The organism is Yonghaparkia sp. Soil809, assembly GCF_001429705.1.
In the GTDB taxonomy this organism is placed as follows: Bacteria; Actinomycetota; Actinomycetes; order Actinomycetales; family Microbacteriaceae; genus Microcella.
The window spans coordinates 667246-687529 of record NZ_LMSV01000002.1 but is presented as its reverse complement, the minus strand read 5'-3'; the positions used below and the strand labels follow the sequence as shown (position 1 = coordinate 687529).

Below are 20284 nucleotides of genomic sequence, written 5' to 3'. Positions count from 1 at the left end.
CTCGGCTCAGCGGACGGCGCCGGACTCCGGGACCGCTCGCTTCTCCCGGCCGCCCTGCTTCTTGACCTCGGGTTCGCTCTCGCGCAGGTGCACGTAGAGCGGCGCGGCGAGGAAGATCGAGGAGTACGTGCCGACGATCGTTCCGACGAAGAGCGCGAGGGCGATGTCGAACAGCGTTCCGGCGCCGAGCAGCAGCGCACCGATCAGCAGGATGGACGCGACCGGCAGAGTCGCGACGATCGATGTGTTGATCGAGCGGACGAGGGTCTGGTTGACGGCGAGATTCACCGACTCCGCGAACGTCCGGCGCGACTCCAGGCCATCTTCCCCCGTGTTCTCGCGCACCTTGTCGAACACCACGACGGTGTCGTAGAGCGAGTACCCGAGGATGGTCAGGAACCCGATGACCGCGGCCGGCGTGATCTCGAAGCCGAAGATGCCGTAGATGCCCACGGTGATGATGAGGTCGTGCACGAGAGCGACCATCGCCGCGAGCGACATCTTCCAGGTGCGGAAGTACAGCGCCATGACCAGGCTCGCGAGCAGGAGGAACACCACGAGCGCGATGATCGCCTGACGCGTGATGTCGCCGCCCCACGTGGCACCGATGAAGCTCGTGCTGATCTGCGTGGCATCGACGTCGAAGGCCGTCGCGAGCGAATCGGCGACGTCGGTGGTCTCCTCCGGCGTGAGCTGCTCGGTCTGGACGCGGACGGAGTCTCCCCCGACCACGGAGACGCGCGGGTTCGAGCCGTCGACGACGTCGCTGACCGCCTGCGAGGCGATCTCCGTCGTCGACGCGGTGTCCATCGACGCCTCGGCGACCTGCGAGACGCGGAACTCGGACCCGCCGCGGAACTCGATCCCGAAGACGAACCCGCCGCGGAGAGCGGTGAGACCGATGGCCAGGATGACGGCGACGGCCGCGATCAGGTACCAGGTGCGTCGGCGGCCGACGAAGTCGAACGAGCGGGCGCCCGTGTACAGATCGTTGCCGAAGGCCGTGAAGTTGCTCATCGGGCGTCCTTCCCCTCGCCGCTCTGCTCGGCGGCCTTGCGCTCGGCGATGGTCTGGCGGCGCTGGGCCTCCCGGCTCGACGACGCGCGCTTGGTGGCGCTCACCGCCGCCGATGGCCGGAACTGCGCTCGACCCCGGTACACGGCGCCGAGCGCCTTCGGGTCGAGCCCGCTGAGCGGGTGCCCGCCGGAGAAGAACGACGTGCGGCCGAGCAGCTGCATCATCGGGTGGGTGAAGAGGGCGACCACGACGAGGTCGACGACCGTCGTGAGGCCGAGGGTGAACGCGAAGCCGCGCACGTTGCCGATCGCGAGGACGAAGAGCACCACGGCGGCGATGACGTTGATGACATCGGAGATGAGGATCGTACGGAAGGCGCGCTTCCATCCCGCCTCGACGGCGCCGTCGACCCGGCGGCCGTCGCGGAGCTCGTCGCGGATTCTTTCGAAGTAGACGATGAACGAGTCCGCGATCACGCCCACGGCGATGATCAGACCCGCCACGCCCGCGAGCGAGAGCCGGTAGCCCTGCTGGTTGGACAGGTAGGTGATCAGCAGGTAGGTGACGATTCCCGCGATGATGAGCGAGGCGATCGTGACCCCGCCGAGGGCGCGGTACTGCAGCAGCGAGTAGAGGACGACGAGTGCGAGGCCGACGAGGCCCGCGATGATGCCGCTCTGCAGCTGCGAGACGCCGAGCGTCGCGCTGATCTGATCCTGCGACTGCAGCTCGAAGCCGATCGGCAGAGCGCCGAACTTCAGCTGGTCGGCGAGCGTCTTGGCGCTCTCCTGCGTGAAGTTCCCGGTGATCTGCGGCTGACCGTTGGTGATCGCGCTGATCGTGCGCGGCGCGCTGATGACCTGGCCGTCGAGGACGATCGCGAACTGGTTGCGCACGCCCTCGAGGCCTACGAGCCGCTCGGTCACCTCGCGGAACTGGTCGGTGCCCTCGCCGTCGAACTCGAGGAAGACGCCCCACTCGTTGGTGCTGACGCCCGTCGACGACTGGATGAGCCCGGAGGACGCGTCGGCGATCCGGGCACCGGTCACCTCGACCGGGCCGAGGATGTACTTGAGCGACGAGTCGGCCTCGCACGTGACGAGCGGCTCGTCCTCGGGGGCGACGTTCGCGCCGCTCTCGGTGACCGTCGCGCAGTCGAAGTCCTCGAACTGCTTCTGCAGCTCCGGCGTGATCCAGTTCGGGTCGCTCGCGTCGGTGGGCGATGCCGACGGGCTCGGCGCCGCGCTCGGCTCCTCCGACGGCTCGCTGCTCGGACTGGGGCTGGCGCTCGGGTCGCCCGCCGCGCCCTCCTCGCCGATGGTGCTGGATGAGGCCAGGTCGGCCGTCAGGACGGCCCGGAACTCGAGCTTCGCCGACGACCGGATCCGCTGCAGCGTGGCCTCGTCCGGGGTGCCCGGGATGGACACGACGATGTTCTGGCCGCCCTGCGTGTTGATCTCGGACTCGCTCACGCCGGCCGCGTCGACGCGCTGGCGGATGATGCCGACGGCCTGATCGAGCTGCTCCTGCGAGACGCTCTGCCCGGAGGACAGCTGCGGGGTCAGCGTGAGCTGGGTGCCGCCCTCGAGGTCGAGGGCGAGGCGGGGAGCCCACGACCCTTCGTTCCACAGCACGCTCGCCGCATTGCCGCCGATGAGGGCGACGATGATGACGAGGAGCCAGACGAGGGAGCGCAGCGCGCGGCGCTCGGGTGTGCTTCGTGCCACCTCAAGTACTCATTTCTGCTGGCCGCACGCTCACGACCGCCCGAGGGCGGTGCGCATGCGGCGCGGGAGGTTCGGTCAGTCGTTCTTCGCCGGGGTGCCGGGAGCCTCGGGCGTCGCGTCGGCATCGGCGGTGACGGCGCCCTCCTCGGCATCGTTCTGCCCGGCGTCCGACCGGTCGGTCTCGTCGACGACGCGGGCGAGGGTCTGGCGGTGCACCTTGACGGCGTTGCCCGGGCTCGTCTCGATGACGGCGATGTTGTTCTCCTCGTCGATCGAGAGGAGGGTCCCGAACAGGCCGAAGTTGGTCATGACCTCGGCACCGGGCACCATGGACTCCTGGAGCTTCGCCAGCTCCTCCTTGCGCTTCTTCGAGTTGCGCCACATGAAGAAGATGAGCATGGCCAGAACGGCCAGCATGACGAGAGTCAACGGGTCCATGGGGTGGTGAGCCTTTCGGGGACGTCTGCCGCGAGCGCGGAGTCAGAGGGGCGGCGGCGAGAGGATGCTCCCGCGCAGCCTCGCACAACTATAGGTCATCGGCGGAAGCCGACCGGGGCTCACGCCCGAGGTGGCGCCATGCCTCCGCAGTGGCGACGCGCCCACGCGGAGTCCGGGCGATGAGCCCGGTCCGGACGAGGAACGGCTCGACGACCGCCTCGATCGTCTCCGCCTCCTCGCCGACCGAGACGGCGAGCGTCGACAGGCCGACCGGCCCGCCGTCGAAGCGGTCGACGATCGCGTGGAGGACGGCGCGGTCGAGCCGGTCGAGCCCCTGCTCGTCGACGTCGTAGAGGTCGAGGGCGGCGCGCACCGCGGTCGTGTCCGCCCGCCCGCCGTGGACGAGGGCGAAGTCGCGCACGCGGCGCAGGAGCCGGTTGGCGATGCGCGGGGTGCCCCGGCTGCGTCCGGAGATCTCGCGCAGGGCATCCGTGTCGATGTCGAGGCGGAGGAGCGCGGCCGCGCGCTCCAGCACGCGGTGCAGCTCGGCGGGCTCGTAGAACTCCAGGTGCGCGGTGAAGCCGAAGCGGTCGCGCAGCGGGTTCGGCAGCAGGCCCGAGCGGGTCGTCGCGCCGACCAGGGTGAACGGCGCGAGCTCGAGCGGGATGCTCGTGGCGCCGGCGCCCTTGCCGACCATGATGTCGACGCGGAAGTCCTCCATCGCGAGGTAGAGCATCTCCTCCGCCGAGCGCGCCATGCGGTGGATCTCGTCGATGAAGAGCACCTCGCCCGGCACGAGTGAGGACAGCACGGCCGCGAGGTCGCCGGCGTGCTGGATGGCCGGGCCGCTCGTCATGCGCAGGGGCCGCTGCCCCTCGTGCGCGACGATCATCGCGAGCGTCGTCTTGCCCAGGCCCGGGGGGCCGGCGAGAAGGATGTGGTCGGGCGCGCGGTTCTGCAGCGTCGCGGCCTCGAGCAGCAGCTGCAGCTGCCGGCGCACCTTCTGCTGACCGACGAACTCGTCGAGGCTCTGCGGGCGCAGTGCGCCCTCGAACGCGAGCTCGGACTCGCTCTCGGGGCTCGCCCGCAGGATGTCGTCGCTCACGCGCGCCCTCCTCGGTCATCGGGGCGGGATGCCCGGGGCCCGAGCTGGGCGAGCGCGCGGCGCAGCAGCACGGGCAGGGGGCTGCGCTCGGCCGCGGGCTCGGCGGCGATCACGGCCTCGGCGGCATCGACGGCCGAGCGCTCGGGCCAGCCGAGCCCGGTGAGGGCCTCGACGAGGGCGAGGGTCGTCGCACCGTCGCCCGCCGGGGCGACCGCCGCGCGACCGGCCGCGGCCCCCGCGGGAGCGGTGATCTTGCCCGCGAGAGAGACGACGATGAGCTTCGCGGTCTTCGGCCCGATGCCGCTGACCTTCCGGAAGGGGGCGTCATCGTCGTCGTGGATGGCGCGAGCGATCGCTGCGGGCTCCATCTGGCCGAGGACCCCGAGCGCCGACTTCGGGCCCACCCCCGAGACCGTGCGCAGCAGGTCGAAGAGGTGCAGCTCGGTCTCGTCGACGAAGCCGAAGAGACTCACGTCGTCCTCCCGCACGACCATCGCCGTGTGCAGGAGGATGCGGTCGTCGACGCGCAGCTCGCGCGCGCAGCGCTCGGTCACGGCGACCGCGTAGCCGACGCCGGAGACCTCGAGCACGGCGCGGCCGGGGCCGAGCGCGATGACGGTTCCGCGCAGAGAGGCGATCACCTGTCGAGCCTAGGGGCGGCCGCCGACTTCTCGGCCGCGCGCCACGCGCGCTGCGCGGGCGTGAGCGCGCCTCCCCCGTCGGCCTCGGGCGCCGAGACCGCGCCCCTTCGCCAGCCGTGGCAGATGGCGAGGGCGAGGGCGTCGGCGGCGTCCGCGGGCGCGGGCGGGGCATCCAGTCGCAGGATGCGCTGCACCATCGCGGTGACCTGCTTCTTGTCGGCGGCGCCGTGCCCCGTGACGGCGGCCTTGACCTCGCTCGGGGTGTGGAGGGCGACCGCGAGGCCGCGGGCGGCCGCGGCGTGCAGCACGACGCCGCTCGCCTGCGCCGTGCCCATGACGGTGCGCACGTTGTGCTGGGCGAAGACGCGCTCGAGGGCGACGACGTCGGGCCGGTGCTCATCGATCAGCGCGGCGACGCCCTCGGCGATCGCGAGCACTCGCTGCTCGAGCGGCATCGCGGGCTCGGTGCGGACGACCGAGACGTGCACGAGGGTCGCCCGGCGCGTCGGGTCGATGTCGACGACCCCGATGCCGCAGCGCGTGAGCCCTGGGTCGACGCCGAGCACGCGCAGCACGGGCGGACCGCTACTCGTCGTCGGCGTCGAGCTCGGCGCGGATCTCGTCGGTGAGCGAGATGTTCGTGTACACGTTCTGCACGTCGTCGAGCTCGTCGAGCGCGTCGACGAGGCGGAACACCTTCCGCGCGGTCTCGGCGTCGGTCTCGATCTGCACGCCCGCGACGAACTCGGCCTCGGCGGAGTCGTACTCGATCCCGGCCTCGGTGAGCGCGGCGCGCGCGGCGAGCAGCTGTGAGGGGTCGGTGATGACCTCGAAGCCGCCGCCCTGGTCGACGACCTCCTCGGCGCCCGCGTCGAGCACGGCCAGGAGGATGTCGTCCTCCGTGAGGCCGTCGGTCTTCGTGATCGCGATGACGCCCTTGCGGTGGAAGTTGTAGGCGACGCTGCCGGGGTCGGCCATCTGGCCGCCGTTGCGCGTCATGCCCGTGCGCACCTCGGCGGCGGCGCGGTTGCGATTGTCGGTGAGGCACTCGATCAGCAGCGCGATGCCGCCGGCGCCGTAGCCCTCGTACATGATCGTCTGGTAATCGACGGCGTCGCCGGTGAGACCGGCGCCGCGCTTGATCGCGCGGTCGATGTTGTCGTTGGGGACGGAGGTCTTCTTGGCCTTCTGCACGGCGTCGACGAGCGTCGGGTTGCCGCTCATGTCGGCGCCGCCGATCTTGGCGGCGACCTCGATGTTCTTGATGAGCTTCGCGAACGACTTCGCACGGCGCGCGTCGATGACGGCCTTCTTGTGCTTGGTCGTCGCCCACTTGGAATGGCCGGACATCTCGCTCCTCGTCGCTCTCGGGGACAGCGCTCCAGTCTAGGACAGGGCGCCGGGAAGGACGGTCGGGAGGACGCCCGCGCGCCGCAGCTCGAGACCGGCGAGGGCGCGGACGACGTCCGGGTCCCCCGCCCTCCAGGCCGCAGCGGGGTCGGGGTGCACGCCGACGAGCGCGCGCAGGGGCTGCCGTGCGAGGGCGCGGGCGGCGAGCGTGTCGGCCGTGAGGCCCTGGGCGAGCATCCGTCGCACCAGACCCGATCGGCGCGCGAACAGCACGCGCGGCAGGGCCCAGACGAGAGCGAGCACCAGCAGCGGCAGGAGCGCGACGACCCACCCCGCGCCGACGGCGATGGCCTCGACGAGCTCCTGCTGGCCGCGGCCGGCGTCCGCGACGGCGCCTCCCGCTCCGGCGGCCGCATCCAGCGGGGCGCGGATGCCCTCGCCCACGAGCGGGATCGCCCCGAGCTGATCGCCCGCGTCGGCGAGGCCGGTGGCGAACGACTCCCCCGCCGCTTCCAGGTCGCGCCCGAAGGACGCGAGCGCACGGATCGCGGTCGTCACGCTCACCGCCGTGATGATGACGAGGATGACCGCCGCGAGCCCGACGAGGTCGGCGATGATCTGCCGCGCTCGCTGAGCCAGGTAGCTCGAGTACCAGTTCATGCCCCCATGGTGGCGGGCGGGACACCTACCGGGTGCGCGACGCGACCGAGTCGGCGACCTTCTGCAGGAAGCGCTCGTGGAAGCGGTGCTCGCCCGTGACCTCGGGGTGGAAGCTCGTGCCCATGAGCGGACCCTGCTCGACGGCGACGATGCGGCCGTCCTCGAGGCGCCCGATGACCTCGACGCCCTCGCCGACGGACTCGACGACGGGTGCGCGGATGAAGACGGCGTGCACGGGCTCGTCACCGAGAGCGGGCATCGCGATGTCGGTCTCGAACGAGTCGAGCTGCGTGCCGAAGGCGTTGCGGCGCACGACGACGTCGAGGCCGCCGAGGGTCTCCTGGCCGGCGATCGCGTCTCGGATCTCGTCGGCGATCATGATGAGCCCCGCGCACGTGCCGTACACGGGCATCCCGTCGGCGATGCGGTCGCGCAGCGCCTGCTGGACGCCGAAGGCGCGCGCGAGCTTGTCCATGACGCTCGACTCGCCTCCCGGGATCACGAGGCCGTCGATGGCCTCGATCTCCTCCGGCCGGCGCACCGGGCGCGCGTCGGCGCCCAGCGCGCGAAGCACGGCGAGGTGCTCGCGAACATCCCCCTGGAGGGCGAGGACGCCGACGACCGGTGCGCTACCAGCCACGCTCGGCGAGGCGGTGCGGCGCGGGGAGGTCGGCGACGTTGATGCCGACCATCGCCTCGCCGAGACCGCGCGAGGCCTCCGCGACGACGGAGGGGTCGTCGTAGAAGGTCGTGGCCTTGACGATCGCGGCGGCGCGCGCTGCGGGGTTGCCCGACTTGAAGACGCCCGAGCCGACGAAGACGCCGTCGGCGCCGAGCTGCATCATGAGTGCCGCGTCGGCGGGCGTCGCGACGCCGCCGGCGGTGAAGAGCACGACGGGGAGCTTGCCGGTCTCGGCGATCTCGACGACGAGGTCGTAGGGCGCCTGGAGGTCTTTCGCGGCGACGTACAGCTCGTCCTTCGTCATCGACGTCAGACGGTTGATCTCGGCCGAGATGGTGCGGATGTGCTTGGTGGCCTCGGAGACATCGCCCGTGCCGGCCTCGCCCTTGGAGCGGATCATCGCCGCGCCCTCGTTGATGCGGCGAAGGGCTTCGCCGAGGTTGGTCGCGCCGCACACGAACGGGACCGTGAAGGGCCACTTGTCGATGTGGTTGACGTAGTCGGCGGGGCTCAGCACCTCCGACTCGTCAATGTAGTCCACGCCGAGCGACTGGAGGATCTGCGCCTCGACGAAGTGGCCGATGCGGGCCTTCGCCATGACGGGGATGGAGACCGTCGCCATGATCTGCTCGATGAGGTCGGGGTCGCTCATGCGCGCGACGCCGCCCTGAGCGCGGATGTCCGCGGGGACGCGCTCGAGTGCCATGACGGCGACCGCGCCGGCGTCCTCCGCGATGCGCGCCTGCTCGGCGTCGACGACGTCCATGATGACGCCGCCCTTCAGCATCTCGGCGAGGCCGCGCTTCACGCGGCTCGAACCGGTCTCGGCAGTGCTCATGAGGGAGTCCCTTCGATGGAGGGCGCGCGCCCGCGCGCGGGTGTGTGGCCACGACGTCGCAATGACCTAGGCCAAAAGATAGCATGGCGGGGAACACCATCCCTGACCCGAGACGGACCGACGCATGACGCCTGAGATCACCGGCCGAACGGCCGCCGAGATCGTGGCGAGCGTGCGCGAGCTCATCGAGCGCGGGTCGCTGCGCCCGGGCGATGCGCTGCCCTCCGTGCGCACCCTCGCCGACGGGCTCGGCGTGAATCGCAACACTGCCGTCGCCGCCTACCGGCAGCTCACCCAGGCGGGGCTCGTGATGACGCTCGGCCGCGGCGGCACGCGCGTCGCCGACCGCTCCCCCGTCGCTCAGGAGGGCTTCGCCCCCGACAGCGTCCTGCGGGACGTCGCGACCGGCAACCCCGACCCCGACCTGATCCCCGACCCCTCGACCGCCCTGGCGGGGGCGGCGGGTCTCCGTGTCCTCTACGGCGAGCCCGTCATCGATCCCGGTCTCGAGCGCTGGGCGGACGCGTGGATGCGCGCCGATCTCGCACCGGCCGACATGCGCCTCACCGTCACGAGCGGAGCGGGCGATGCCGTCGAGCGGTTGCTCGCGCAGGCGCTCGTGCGCGACGACGGGGTCGCCCTGGAGGACCCGTGCTTCCTCACGAGCATCCACACGGTGCGCGTGGGCGGGTACCGCGCCGTCCCCGTTCCGGTCGACGACGAGGGGATGACCGTGGCGGGGCTGCGCGCAGCGCTCGCGCAGGGCGTGCGCGCCGTGGTCTCCACGCCGCGCGCGCAGAATCCGACGGGCGTGAGCCTGTCGGAGCGGCGGGCTCGTGAGCTCCGCGCCGTGCTCCGCGACCATCCCTTCGTGCTCGTCATCGAGGACGACCACTTCTCGATGCTGTCGCGAGCGCCCTTCCGCTCGCTCATCGGGCCCGACCACCGACGGTGGGCGCTCGTGCGGTCGGTGTCGAAGTTCCTCGGCCCCGACATGTGCCTCGCGGTCACCGCCTCCGACCCCGACACCGCCGAGCGCCTCGCGATGCGCCTGACGCCGGGCACGACCTGGGTCAGCCACCTCCTGCAGCGCCTCGCGCTCGCCCTCGTCACCGATCCGGCGGTCACCGCGGGCATCGCTCGCGCGGGCGCGCACTACGCCGACCGCAACCGCGTCTTCGCCGAGCTGCTCAGCGAGCGCGGCGTGCCCGCGACCGCGGGCGACGGCCTCAACCTCTGGGTCGCGCTGCCCGTGCCCGCGCGCGAGGTCTCGGACCGGCTCATGAGACGGGGCTGGCTCGCGCGCACGGGCGACGAGTTCTCGCTCGGAACAGTGCCCGCATCGCACCGACTGCGGCTCACCGTGCACGACCTCGACGATGCGGAGGCCGAGCGCCTGGCGGCCGACATCACGACGGCTGTGGCGGCGGCCGGCGGCGAGCTCCGGTCGGTCTGAGTGCGATGATCGAGAGGTGAAGGTTCTCTCGATCCAGTCCGCCGTCGCCTACGGCCACGTCGGCAACTCCGCGGCCGTCTTCCCCCTGCAGCGCATCGGCGTCGAGGTGATGCCGGTCTACACCGTGAACTTCTCCAACCACACCGGCTACGGAGCGTGGCGCGGGCCGCTCATCAGCCCCGACGACGTGCGCGAGGTGATCACCGGCATCGAGGAGCGCGGGGCGTTCCCGCAGATCGACGTCGTCCTCTCCGGCTACCAGGGCTCGGAGGGCATCGCCGATGTGATCCTCGACGCGGTCGCCCGCATCAAGCAGGCGAACCCGGCCGCGATCTACGCGTGCGACCCGGTGATGGGCAATGCGAGGAGCGGCTGCTTCGTCGCCCCGGCCATTCCGGTGCTGCTGCGCGAGCGCGTCGTGCCCGCCGCGGATCTCATCACCCCCAACCAGTTCGAGCTCGGCTACCTGACCGGCACCGAGCCCGACTCTCTCGAGTCGACGCTCGCGTCGGTGGACCTCGCTCGCGTCATGGGCCCGCGGACCGTTCTCGTGACGAGCGTCGAGCGCCCCGACCGCGAGGAGGGCACCCTCGAGATGCTGGCCGTCGACGACCGCGGCGCATGGATCGTCACGACCCCGCAGCTGCCGATGAAGGCGAACGGCTCGGGCGACGTCACCGCGGCGCTCTTCACCGCGCACTACCGCCGCACCGGCGATGCCGCCGATGCGCTCGCCCGCACCGCCTCGAGCGTCTTCGATCTGCTCACCGCCACGCTCGAGTCGGGCGAGCGCGAGCTGCAGCTCGTCGAGTCGCAGGAGGCCTACGCGCACCCGCGCATGCAGTTCGCGGTGCGCCAGGTGCGCTGAGTCCGCCGGATCAGCGCGGCCAGGCCGCGGCGATCTCGTCGCGCACCTCGCCGAGCAGCCGGGGCACGGCCTTGGTCTGGGCGACGATCGGGAAGAAGTTCGAGTCGAGCGCCCACCGCGGGACGACGTGCTGGTGCAGGTGCGCGGCGATTCCCGCGCCGGCGATACGGCCCTGGTTCATGCCGATGTTGAAGCCGTGACAGCCGCTCGTCGCGGTCAGCACGCTCATCGCCGTCTGCGTCAGCTCGCCGATCTCGGCGACCTCCTCCCGGCTCGCCTCGTCGTAGGTCGCGATGTGGCGGTACGGGCAGACGAGCAGGTGCCCGCTGTTGTACGGGTAGAGGTTGAGCAGCACGTAGGCGTGCTCGCCGCGCGCGACGATGAGCGCCTGGACGTCGTCGAGCTCGGGGGCGCGGCAGAACGGGCATGCGTCGTCGTCCGGCTGCTGGCCGTTCTCGATGTAGACGAGGCGATGCGGCGTCCAGAGCCGCTGGAACGAGTCGGGCACGGCGGCGAAGCCGGCCGACGACTCGGCCGCGACTCCGTCGATCGACGGGGCCGGGGCATCCCTCTCGTTCTCGATCATGACCGGATGCCCGCCTACAGCTCGGCCGAGCGCGAGCTGATCGCGCCGGTGATGCGCGCGATGACCTCGTCGACGGGAACCCCGTTGACCTGCGTGCCGTCGCGGAAGCGGAAGCTCACGGCGCCCTTCGCGCGATCCTCCTCGCCCGCGATGAGCTGGTACGGGACCTTCTGCATCGTGTGGGTGCGGATCTTCTTCTGCATGCGGTCGTCGCTGCGATCGAGGTCGGCGCGGACGCCCTGGGCCCGCAGCCGGTCGATGACCTCCTGCAGGTAGGGGGCGTACTCCTCGGCGACGGGGATGCCGACGACCTGCACGGGCGAGAGCCAGGCCGGGAACGCACCCGCGTAGTGCTCGAGCAGGATCGCGAAGAAGCGCTCGATCGAGCCCAGCAGCGCGCGGTGGATCATGATCGGGCGCTGGCGCGAGCCGTCGGAGGCGGCGTACTCGAGCTCGAAGCGCTCGGGCTGGTTGAAGTCGAGCTGCACGGTCGAGAGCTGCCAGGTGCGGCCGATGGCGTCGCGCGCCTGCACCGAGATCTTCGGGCCGTAGAACGCGGCACCGCCCGGGTCGGCGACGAGCTCGAGGCCCGACTCGGTCGCGACCTCGCGGAGGGTCTCGGTCGCCTGCTCCCAGACGTCGTCCTCGCCGACGTACTTGTCGGGGTTCTTCGTCGACAGCTCGAGGTAGAAGTCGTCGAGGCCGTAGCCGCGCAGGGTCTCGAGCACGAACTCGAGCTGGCTCGCGACCTCGGCCTTGACCTGGTCGGGCGTGACGTAGATGTGGGCGTCGTCCTGGGTGAGGCCGCGCACGCGGGTGAGGCCCGAGAGCGTGCCGCTCTTCTCGTAGCGGTAGACGGTGCCGAACTCGGCGAGGCGCAGGGGCAGTTCGCGATAGCTGCGGCCGCGCGCGCGGAAGATCAGGTTGTGGAACGGGCAGTTCATGGGCTTGAGGTAGTAGTTCTGCCCCTGCTTGGTGATGTTGCCCTCGGCGTCGCGCTCCTCGTCGAGGTGCATCGCCGGGAACATGCCCTCCTCGTACCACTGCAGGTGGCCGCTCGTCTCGAACAGCTGACCCTTGGTGATGTGGGGCGAGTAGACGAGCTCGTAGCCGTTCTCGAGCAGGCGCTGGCGCATGTAGTTCTCGATCTCGGCGCGGATGATGCCGCCCTTGGGGTGGAAGACCGAGAGCCCCGAGCCGATCTCGTCGGGGAAGGAGAACAGGTCGAGCTCGACGCCGAGCTTGCGGTGGTCGCGCTTCGCGGCCTCCTCCAGGCGCGAGCGGTACTCGCGCAGCGCGTCCTTGCTCGGCCACGCGGTGCCGTAGATGCGCTGCAGCTGCGGGTTCTTCTCCGACCCGCGCCAGTAGGCGGCGGCGACGCGCATGAGGGCCCAGCCGTTGCCGATCATGCGCGTGTTGGGCAGGTGCGGGCCGCGGCAGAGGTCCTTCCAGTGGACCTCGCCGGTCTTCGGGTCGACGTTGTCGTAGATCGTGAGCTCGGTGCCGCCGACCTCGACGCTCTCGCCGTCGGCGCCGTCGGCGGCGGCCCCCTTGAGCCCGATGAGCTCGAGCTTGTACGGCTCGTTCGCGAGCTCGGCGCGCGCCTCGTCCTCGGTGACGACGCGGCGGATGAACCGCTGCCCCTGACGGACGATGCGCTCCATCGCCTTGCTGAGCGCGGCGAAGTCGTCGGTCGTGAACGGGGATGCGACGTCGAAGTCGTAGTAGAAGCCGTCGGTCACGGGCGGGCCGATCCCGAGCTTCGCCTCGGGGTTGATCGACTGCACGGCCTGCGCGAGGACGTGCGCGGCCGAGTGCCGGAGGATCGCGAGGCCGTCGGGGCTGCCGATCGTGACGGGCTCGACGCGGGCGCCGGGCTCGACGTGATGGGCGAGGTCGCGCAGCTCGCCGTCGACGCGCATCGCGACGACGGAGCGGTCGGTGAAGAGCCCGAATCCGTCGGTCGTCGTCTCGGCCACGACCGCCTCGAGGGTGGGGGTGGACTGCTCGGCGACGGGCTCGGACACGGTGCTCCTTCTGCAGGGTCTGCGGGACCGCACCAGCCTACCGGCGGCGAAAACGCGAAAACCCCCGCGGGAGCGGGGGCTGTTCTCGCGAAACTCGTGGTGGGCGATACTGGGATCGAACCAGTGACCTCTTCCGTGTCAGGGAAGCGCGCTACCGCTGCGCCAATCGCCCAAGGTGGTGCTGGTGGTAGTGGTACCGCCTCGGATCTCCGGGGAGTGCGAGGTGGCGACGGGATTCGAACCCGTGTGCACGGCTTTGCAGGCCGCTGCCTCGCCTCTCGGCCACGCCACCGTGGGTGCAACCCCCACTACCGAGGGGCCGTACTCGAGCGGATGACGAGATTCGAACTCGCGACCCTCACCTTGGCAAGGTGATGCGCTACCACTGCGCCACATCCGCATTTTCGCCTGCCGTTTCCGGCGTGCATGGAAACCATAGCCGACCTCTCGGGGGGATGCCAAACCGGGCGGACCGGGCGTGTCACCCCGCGGTATCGACGGCCGCGAGCGGTGCACGACGGCCTGAGGACTTATGGCAAGATGGACGCGCACGGGCGATTGGCGCAGTTGGTAGCGCGCTTCCTTCACACGGAAGAGGTCATCAGTTCGAGTCTGGTATCGCCCACCACTCTCCCCTCAGTGCTCGGTCACGAATCGCTTCGACGCTCTCACCGCGACCCACGCGATCACCCAGCAGACAAGGCCGCCGAGCGCCGCGAGCAACGTCACCGCCAGCACCGCTCCGAGCTGCGCCGCCGCGAGGACGAGCGTGCCGGTCGCGGCGAGGCCGAAGCCGTCCGCGAGGAGCGCGACGATGATCCCGCCCGTCGCGGTCGCCCCGATCGCCCCGATCGTCCACGAGCGTCGCGGCGCGGCATCCGCGTCATCGCGGGCTCCTGCGCCGCTCATCGCCGAGCCGACGGCCCCGCCGAGCACGGCCGCGGCTCCCAATGCGGGCGGCGCGAGGAACGGTGCCCCGACGCCGATCGCCGCCCATCCTCCCCAGGCGCCGGCGACGAGCACCGCGGGGGTCAGCCGGTTCCAGCCGATCTTCTCGATGAGCGACCACGTGAGGGCTGCGACGGCGATCCCGATGTCCGCGTTGGCGACGATGCGGCCCGTCGCCTCGTCGACGACGCGCTCCACTCCTGCGAGCCAGGCTGTGCCGCCGACGATCACGAGAGCGGCGGCGAGCACCGCGCGCGGCCAGCCCACGGATCGGGCGACGAACGCGAAAGAGACGACGCGACGTGGCGCGGGCAGCAGATGCACGACGAGGAGCGCGGCCCCGGCAGCGACATGCGTGGCGAGGACTCCGGCGAAGTCGACCGCGCCGATGAGCGACTGCACGAGCGCGGGGAACTCCCCCACGACGGCCCCCACTACGGGCTGGTAGACGAGCGCCGACCACGAGCCGGCGAGCACGACGCCGCCGACGGAGCCGAGCCGGCGGGCGGCGAGGGTCGCCACGATCGCCGTGACGGCGGCCGCGATGGCGGCGTCGAGGACGCGCGCCGGGAGATCCGTGATCGGGCCGGCCAGGGCATCCCCCGCGATCGAGGCGACGGCGCCGGCCGCGCCGGCGACGAACGCGGTCAGCACGCGTACGCGCTCCGCTCGCCCGGTGCCGAGAAGCACTCCGGCCGGGGCTGCGAGCACGAGAAGCGCGGCGACGAGCTGAAGGCCGGGATCGCTCGTCACGTGCCGTCTCCTCGCGTCGGGACCCCCGTGCAACGACGACGGGGCGCTACTCGAATCGAAGAGTAGCGCCCCGCGCGCGCCCGGAGGCGATGGGTCAGTCGATCAGCGCGTGCCCTCGAGGACGTAGCCCTCCTCGCCGTGCACGATCGGGTCGATGCCCGCGAGCTCGTCCTCCTCCTTCACCCGGAAGCCCATCGTCTTCTCGATCGCGAGACCGATGACGAAGGCGAGGGTGAACGAGTAGATCATGACCGCGAAGGCGGCGATGGCCTGCACCATGAGCTGCGTGAGCTCCCCGCTGTAGAGGAGGCCGGTGCCGTTGGCGAAGACGCCCAGGTAGAGGGTTCCGACGAGGCCGCCGACGAGGTGGATGCCCACGACGTCGAGTGAGTCGTCGAAGCCGAACTTGAACTTCAGGTCGACCGCGAGGGCGCAGACCGCGCCCGCGACGAGGCCGAGCACGATCGCCCAGCCCGGCGTGAGCGCGGCGCACGCGGGGGTGATCGCGACGAGACCGGCGACCGCGCCCGAGGCGGCGCCGACCGAGGTCGGCTTGCCATCCTTGATCTTCTCCACGACGAGCCACGCGAGCAGGGCTGCGGCCGGCGCGGCGATCGTGTTGATGAAGGCGAGCGCTGCGGTGCCGTCGGCGGCGAGCTCCGAGCCGGCGTTGAAGCCGAACCAGCCGAACCACAGCAGGCCCGCGCCGAGGAGCACGAACGGCGGGTTGTGCGGCACGTGAGCGCCCTTGGCGAAGCCGATGCGCTTGCCGAGGACGAGCGCGAGGGCCAGTGCGGCGGCGCCCGCGTTGATGTGGACGGCGGTGCCACCGGCGAAGTCGATCGCGCCGACCCCGAAGGCCTCCTGCATCCCGTACGTGATCCATCCGCCGTCGGTGAACGCGAGCGTCTCGGGGTCGAGCGTGAAGTTGAAGACCCAGCTGGCGACGGGGAAGTAGACGACCGTCGCCCAGACGCCCGCGAACACCATCCACGCGCCGAACTTGGCGCGGTCGGCGATCGCGCCCGAGATGAGGGCCACGGTGATGATCGCGAACGTCGCCTGGAAGGCGGCGAAAGCGAGCGGCGGGAACGCGGCACCCTCGGGGACCTCGAGAAGGCTGGTGAGGCCGATCGCGCCCGTGTCGATGCCGATGACTCCGTCGATGCCGACGTTGTTGGCGAAGGCGATCGCGTAGCCGTACAGAACCCAGAGGACGCCGATGAGCCCGATCGCGCCGAAGCTCAGCATCATCATGCTGATGACGCTCTTGGCCTTGACGAGTCCTCCGTAGAAGAACGCCAGGCCGGGGGTCATGAGCAGGACGAGTGCGGCGGCGACCAGGATGAAGGTGGTGTTTCCCTGATCCATGTGGAACCTCTCTTGCCGTGGGGAATGAGGCGCCCGACTCGGAGGCTCGGATGTAGGGTCACCGGCCTCCCGGCGAGGACCGGGCGCTCTTGAAGTGTCGGCGCGCGAGATTTCGCGAGAGGTGTCGCGGTATTTCGAGCGGGTTACACGCCGGCCGGTGATGTAAACATCGCGTTACGCGAGGCGAGGAGCTCGCCCGGGCTCCCCTATGCGCGGACCGTGTCCTCGAAGGCGTCGGGGATCCCGTCGCCGTCCGAGTCGCGCTCGTCCTCCTCGCGCCGGCGCCGGTAGTGGCGATTGCGGGTGCCGAGCAGGATTCCCGCAGCGACCGCGGCGATGAGCGAGCCCAGGAGGATCCCGACCTTGGCGACGTCGTCCAACGGGTCGCCCTGCCCGTAGCTGAGCTCGCTGATGAGCAGGGAGACCGTGAAGCCCATGCCCGAGAGCATCGCGAGGCCGACGACGTCGATCCATCGCACGCCCCGGGGCAGGGTGACGCCCGGCAGCCGGGTCACGAGCCAGGAAGCCAGCGTGATGCCGATCGTCTTGCCGACGACGAGCCCGACGACGATCCCGATCGCCACGGGCGATGTGATCGCCTCGACGAGCCCGTCGAGACCGCCGACCGCGACCCCCGAGGAGAAGAACGCGAACACCGGCACCGCGAAGCCCGCCGAGATCGGGCGCAGACCGTGCTCGAACTTCTCAGCGAGACCCTCCCGGCCGCCGAGCCCGTCCTCCTCGCCCCCGCGGGCGAGGACGGGCACGGTGAACGCCAGCAGCACTCCCGCGACGGTCGCGTGCACGCCCGAGGAGTACATGAGGAACCACACGACGATGCCGATCGGGGCGAGGATCGCGATCGCCGCGGTCGAGCGCAGGCGGAAGAGCTCCTGGTACCTCTGCGCGATGAGCCCGAAGATCGCGAGCCCGATGCCCGCCAGCACGAGATACAGCGGCTGGAGGTCGTCGGTGTAGACGAACGCGATGACGGTGATGCCGATGAGGTCGTCGACGACCGCGAGCGTCAGCAGGAAGGTGCGCATCGCGATCGGCAGCGAGGTGCCCACGACCGCGAGCACTGCCAGGGCGAAGGCGATGTCGGTCGCGAGCGGGATCGCCCACCCGCGCAGCACCTCCTGCCCCTGGGTGAGGTTCACGAGCGTGAAGATCACCGCCGGCGTCGCGGCTCCGCCGAACGCGGCCGCGACGGGAACGAGCGCGCGGCGAGGGTCGCGCAGCTCGCCGGCGACGAACTCGCGCTTGAGCTCGAGGCCGGCGAGGAAGAAGAAGATCGCGAGCAGACCGTCGGCGGCGAGGTGGCCGACCGAGATCTCGAACACCGCGTCGCCGAATCCGAGGATCACGGAGGTGTCGCGCAGCGCGAAGTAGCCGTCGGCCGCGGCCGAGTTGGCCAGGGCGACCGCGATCACCGTCGCGACGAGCAGCAGGATCCCGCCCACCGTCTCCTTGCGGAGGATCTGCTCGATCCAGAGGCTCTCGCGGTAGCGGTCGGCACCCGTAGGGGCGCCGGAGGGCGTTCCGGTGGGCGTTCCGGTCATGGGGTCTCCTCGGGGTCGTCGGCGCGGTTCCGCCCCCGCGACGCGGCAGGCGGGCCGACCAGACTTCCCGGCGCTCCGGTGACGATCCTATCGGCGCGTCCGCGCGCGACCCCGGTCAGGACGCCGTGGTCAGAGCGATCATGCGCGAGGTCGCCCGCAGGTACTTCTTCCGATACCCGCCAGCGAGCATGTCGTCGGTGAAGACCTGATCGAGCGGGGTGCCCGTGGCGAGGATGCGGATCTGGGCGTCGTAGAGGCGATCGACGAGCGCGACGAGGCGCAGGGCATCCGTCTGATTGCGCAGCGGCGAGACGTCGGTGAGCGCGATCGCCGACAGCCCGTCGATGAGGCCGATGTATCGGCTCGGGTGCACGGTCGCCAGGTGCGCGAGGACCGCGTCGAAGCGGTCGACGGTGACCGTGCCCGTCTCGGCGGCGAGGCGCGCGTCGAGCTCCTCCGGGCTCAGCGCGACCGCGTGGCCCTCGATGTCTCGCTTGCGGTAGTCCTCGCCGTCGATGCGGCGGATGTCGAAGCGGTCGGCGAGGGCGTTGATCTCGCGCAGGAAGTCCTGGGCGGCGAATCGCCCCTCGCCGAGCGCGTGCGGAGGCGTGTTGGAGGTCGCCGCGATGCGCGAGCCGCTCGCGACGAGCTCGCCCAGCAGGCGCGACATCACCATCGTGTCGCCCGGGTCGTCGAGCTCGAACTCGTCGATCGCGATCAGGCGCGCCCCGCGGAACTGCTGCACCGCCTGCTGGTAGCCCAGCGCCCCGACGAGCGCCGTGTACTCGATGAACGTGCCGAAGTACTTGCGACCGCCGACGCGGTGCCAGAGCGCCGCGAGCAGGTGCGTCTTGCCCACGCCGAAGCCGCCGTCGAGGTAGATGCCGGCCTTCTCGGCCACGACCGGGGTGCGGCGCGCGAAGAGGCCGCGCAGCCCGGTGGGCGCCTCGTCGGGAGCGCCGTCGGCGAAGCGACGGATCGCCTCGACCGCCTCCGCCTGCGAGGGGTGCGCCGGGTCGGGCACGTAGTTCTCGAGGCTCGCGTGAGCGAACTGCGGCGGCGGGGTCAGGTGGCCGAGCAGCTCGGAGGCCGCGAGGGTCGGCTGACGGTCGGTCAGGCGCAGGGTCGTCGGCGCAGGATTCACTAGGGGCCGTTCGCTCGCGGGGGTCGCACTCTCCGCCCTGCCGCGCCGGGTGGCGGGACGAGGCGCGGCGCGCTCGGAGTGCGTAGATTCGAGCGCGCGCGGCGTGTCCCAGAATACCGGCGGCCCGCCGCGCGTTGCTCCCCGCACAGGCTCGCACCGTGGCGCCGCTCCTCGGCAGCCGCCGTTCCCCCATCGAGAGGTCACCCATGCCCGTCTCCCCCGATCCGTCCGAGAAGTTCCAGGCGTACGCCCACCCCGAGCGGCTCGTCTCGACCGCGTGGCTCGAGGAGCATCTCGACGACCCCGGCCTCGTCGTGGTCGAGTCGGACGAGGACGTCCTGCTGTACGAGACCGGGCACATCCCCGGCGCGGTGAAGATCGACTGGCACACCGACCTCAACGACCCCGTCGTTCGCGACTACATCGAGGGCGAGGCGTTCGCCGAGCTCATGGGCCGCAACGGCATCGCGCGCGACACGACGATCGTGCTCTACGGCGACAAGAGCAACTGGTGGGCCGCCTACGCGCTGTGGGTCTTCACGCTCTTCGGCCACGAGGACGTCCGGCTGCTCGACGGCGGCCGCGACCGCTGGGTCGCCGAGGGCCGCGCGATGACGAAGGACCGCCCGAGCCGCGAGGCCGTCGAGTACCCGGTCGTCGAGCGCGACGACAGCGCGATCCGCGCCTTCAAGGAGGACGTGATCGCGCACTTCGGCAAGCCGATCATCGACGTCCGCTCGCCCGAGGAGTACAGCGGAGAGCGCACCCACATGCCCGCCTACCCCGAGGAGGGCGCCCTCCGCGGCGGCCACATCCCCTCGGCGCGCAGCGTGCCGTGGGCTCGCGCTGCGAACGAGGACGGCACCTTCCGCGGCGCCGACGAGCTCGCCGCGATCTATCGCGAGGATGCCGCGATCGGCGAGGCGGAGGACGTCGTCGCCTACTGCCGCATCGGCGAGCGATCGAGCCACACGTGGTTCGTCCTGACCCACCTGCTCGGCGTGCCGCGCGTGCGCAACTACGACGGGTCGTGGACGGAGTGGGGCAGCGCCGTCCGGGTGCCGATCCAGACCGGCGGCGAGCCCGGCGACGCGCCCCTCCGGTAGCGTGA

Annotated in this window: 19 protein-coding genes and 4 tRNA genes; 4 read left to right on the top strand and 19 right to left on the bottom strand. The window is 71.2% G+C overall.

All coding sequences use genetic code 11. The annotated features are described in order from the left end of the window. Positions 1-6: 6 nt before the first annotated feature. The 10 genes from secF to pdxS form a co-directional block, all read right to left on the bottom strand. On the bottom strand, positions 7-1017 hold the full coding sequence (gene secF, locus ASG83_RS10730; protein WP_055861088.1) for a protein translocase subunit SecF: 1011 nt from the start codon (positions 1015-1017) through the stop codon (positions 7-9). Then, positions 1014-2744, bottom strand: a complete 1731-nt coding sequence (secD, locus tag ASG83_RS10725; RefSeq protein ID WP_055861086.1) for a protein translocase subunit SecD — start codon at positions 2742-2744, stop codon at positions 1014-1016. The genes secF and secD overlap by 4 nt, the downstream gene beginning before the upstream one ends. A gap of 75 nt (positions 2745-2819) precedes the next feature. After that, entirely contained in the window at positions 2820-3182 is a 363-nt protein-coding gene (gene yajC / locus ASG83_RS10720; RefSeq protein WP_055861083.1) for a preprotein translocase subunit YajC, read from the bottom strand. 88 nt (positions 3183-3270) lie between these two features. Further along, a complete protein-coding gene (ruvB, locus tag ASG83_RS10715; protein WP_055861079.1) occupies positions 3271-4287 on the bottom strand; it encodes a Holliday junction branch migration DNA helicase RuvB in 1017 nt (338 codons plus the stop codon). Then, entirely contained in the window at positions 4284-4928 is a 645-nt protein-coding gene (gene ruvA, locus ASG83_RS10710) for a Holliday junction branch migration protein RuvA (protein WP_055861076.1), read from the bottom strand. Before ruvA ends, ruvB begins: the two co-directional genes overlap by 4 nt. Continuing rightward, a complete protein-coding gene (gene ruvC / locus ASG83_RS10705; RefSeq protein ID WP_055861073.1) occupies positions 4925-5503 on the bottom strand; it encodes a crossover junction endodeoxyribonuclease RuvC in 579 nt (192 codons plus the stop codon). Before ruvC ends, ruvA begins: the two co-directional genes overlap by 4 nt. A gap of 10 nt (positions 5504-5513) precedes the next feature. Continuing rightward, the gene (locus ASG83_RS10700; RefSeq protein WP_055861072.1) at positions 5514-6278 is read right to left on the bottom strand and encodes a YebC/PmpR family DNA-binding transcriptional regulator; all 765 of its coding nucleotides are present in this window, start codon (positions 6276-6278) and stop codon (positions 5514-5516) included. A 36-nt stretch (positions 6279-6314) separates the two neighbouring features. Beyond that, positions 6315-6938 carry a hypothetical protein gene (locus ASG83_RS10695; RefSeq protein WP_055861069.1) on the bottom strand — a complete coding sequence of 208 codons (624 nt, stop codon included), beginning with the start codon at positions 6936-6938 and terminating at the stop codon, positions 6315-6317. A gap of 25 nt (positions 6939-6963) precedes the next feature. Next, the gene (gene pdxT / locus ASG83_RS10690; RefSeq protein WP_055861066.1) at positions 6964-7578 is read right to left on the bottom strand and encodes a pyridoxal 5'-phosphate synthase glutaminase subunit PdxT; all 615 of its coding nucleotides are present in this window, start codon (positions 7576-7578) and stop codon (positions 6964-6966) included. Next, positions 7568-8458 carry a pyridoxal 5'-phosphate synthase lyase subunit PdxS gene (gene pdxS / locus ASG83_RS10685; RefSeq protein ID WP_055861063.1) on the bottom strand — a complete coding sequence of 297 codons (891 nt, stop codon included), beginning with the start codon at positions 8456-8458 and terminating at the stop codon, positions 7568-7570. The genes pdxT and pdxS overlap by 11 nt, the downstream gene beginning before the upstream one ends. Positions 8459-8582: 124 nt before the next feature. Between pdxS and ASG83_RS10680 the strand changes: the two genes are divergently transcribed. Both ASG83_RS10680 and pdxY read left to right on the top strand, forming a co-directional pair. Next, positions 8583-9914 (top strand): aminotransferase class I/II-fold pyridoxal phosphate-dependent enzyme, encoded by a 1332-nt coding sequence (locus ASG83_RS10680; protein ID WP_055861060.1) that lies wholly within the window; start codon positions 8583-8585, stop codon positions 9912-9914. Positions 9915-9930: 16 nt separating this feature from the next. Beyond that, a complete protein-coding gene (gene pdxY / locus ASG83_RS10675) occupies positions 9931-10782 on the top strand; it encodes a pyridoxal kinase PdxY (protein ID WP_055861057.1) in 852 nt (283 codons plus the stop codon). 10 nt (positions 10783-10792) lie between these two features. Here the strand turns inward: pdxY and ASG83_RS10670 are convergent, their stop codons facing one another. From ASG83_RS10670 to ASG83_RS10650, 5 genes are all read right to left on the bottom strand, one after another. Continuing rightward, positions 10793-11368 (bottom strand): HIT domain-containing protein, encoded by a 576-nt coding sequence (locus ASG83_RS10670; RefSeq protein WP_055861054.1) that lies wholly within the window; start codon positions 11366-11368, stop codon positions 10793-10795. Between the two features lie 14 nt (positions 11369-11382). Continuing rightward, positions 11383-13290, bottom strand: a complete 1908-nt coding sequence (gene thrS / locus ASG83_RS10665) for a threonine--tRNA ligase (RefSeq protein ID WP_055862084.1) — start codon at positions 13288-13290, stop codon at positions 11383-11385. Between the two features lie 202 nt (positions 13291-13492). Further along, positions 13493-13567, bottom strand: a tRNA-Val gene (locus ASG83_RS10660). A gap of 49 nt (positions 13568-13616) precedes the next feature. Next, positions 13617-13687: transfer RNA gene (locus ASG83_RS10655), tRNA-Cys, on the bottom strand. A 36-nt stretch (positions 13688-13723) separates the two neighbouring features. Further along, positions 13724-13795, bottom strand: a tRNA-Gly gene (locus tag ASG83_RS10650). A 152-nt stretch (positions 13796-13947) separates the two neighbouring features. Here ASG83_RS10650 and ASG83_RS10645 point away from each other — a divergent pair. Continuing rightward, positions 13948-14023: transfer RNA gene (locus ASG83_RS10645), tRNA-Val, on the top strand. Positions 14024-14031: 8 nt separating this feature from the next. Here the strand turns inward: ASG83_RS10645 and ASG83_RS10640 are convergent. From ASG83_RS10640 to zapE, 4 genes are all read right to left on the bottom strand, one after another. Next, positions 14032-15096, bottom strand: a complete 1065-nt coding sequence (locus tag ASG83_RS10640) for an ammonium transporter (protein WP_055861050.1) — start codon at positions 15094-15096, stop codon at positions 14032-14034. 102 nt (positions 15097-15198) lie between these two features. After that, on the bottom strand, positions 15199-16467 hold the full coding sequence (locus ASG83_RS10635; protein ID WP_055861047.1) for an ammonium transporter: 1269 nt from the start codon (positions 16465-16467) through the stop codon (positions 15199-15201). Positions 16468-16673: 206 nt separating this feature from the next. Further along, positions 16674-18029: a Na+/H+ antiporter NhaA gene (nhaA, locus tag ASG83_RS10630; RefSeq protein ID WP_055861044.1), complete on the bottom strand. Its 1356-nt coding sequence runs from the start codon at positions 18027-18029 to the stop codon at positions 16674-16676. A 115-nt stretch (positions 18030-18144) separates the two neighbouring features. After that, entirely contained in the window at positions 18145-19173 is a 1029-nt protein-coding gene (gene zapE, locus ASG83_RS10625; protein WP_055861042.1) for a cell division protein ZapE, read from the bottom strand. A 206-nt stretch (positions 19174-19379) separates the two neighbouring features. On the opposite strand from zapE, the gene ASG83_RS10620 reads away from it, so the two are divergent. Beyond that, positions 19380-20279 carry a sulfurtransferase gene (locus tag ASG83_RS10620; protein ID WP_055861039.1) on the top strand — a complete coding sequence of 300 codons (900 nt, stop codon included), beginning with the start codon at positions 19380-19382 and terminating at the stop codon, positions 20277-20279. The last annotated feature ends 5 nt before the right edge of the window (positions 20280-20284 follow it).

Bases quoted from the DNA above. Each gene is read 5' to 3' on its own strand.
- secF (WP_055861088.1), bottom strand. From the start codon at position 1,017: ATGAGCAACTTCACGGCCTTCGGCAACGATCTGTACACGGGCGCCCGC.
- yajC (WP_055861083.1), bottom strand. From the start codon at position 3,182: ATGGACCCGTTGACTCTCGTCATGCTGGCCGTTCTGGCCATGCTCATC.
- ASG83_RS10700 (WP_055861072.1), bottom strand. From the start codon at position 6,278: ATGTCCGGCCATTCCAAGTGGGCGACGACCAAGCACAAGAAGGCCGTC.
- ASG83_RS10695 (WP_055861069.1), bottom strand. From the start codon at position 6,938: ATGAACTGGTACTCGAGCTACCTGGCTCAGCGAGCGCGGCAGATCATC.
- pdxS (WP_055861063.1), bottom strand. From the start codon at position 8,458: ATGAGCACTGCCGAGACCGGTTCGAGCCGCGTGAAGCGCGGCCTCGCC.
- ASG83_RS10680 (WP_055861060.1), top strand. From the start codon at position 8,583: ATGACGCCTGAGATCACCGGCCGAACGGCCGCCGAGATCGTGGCGAGC.
- ASG83_RS10670 (WP_055861054.1), bottom strand. From the start codon at position 11,368: ATGATCGAGAACGAGAGGGATGCCCCGGCCCCGTCGATCGACGGAGTC.
- thrS (WP_055862084.1), bottom strand. From the start codon at position 13,290: ATGCGCGTCGACGGCGAGCTGCGCGACCTCGCCCATCACGTCGAGCCC.
- ASG83_RS10635 (WP_055861047.1), bottom strand. From the start codon at position 16,467: ATGGATCAGGGAAACACCACCTTCATCCTGGTCGCCGCCGCACTCGTC.
- nhaA (WP_055861044.1), bottom strand. From the start codon at position 18,029: ATGACCGGAACGCCCACCGGAACGCCCTCCGGCGCCCCTACGGGTGCC.
- ASG83_RS10620 (WP_055861039.1), top strand. From the start codon at position 19,380: ATGCCCGTCTCCCCCGATCCGTCCGAGAAGTTCCAGGCGTACGCCCAC.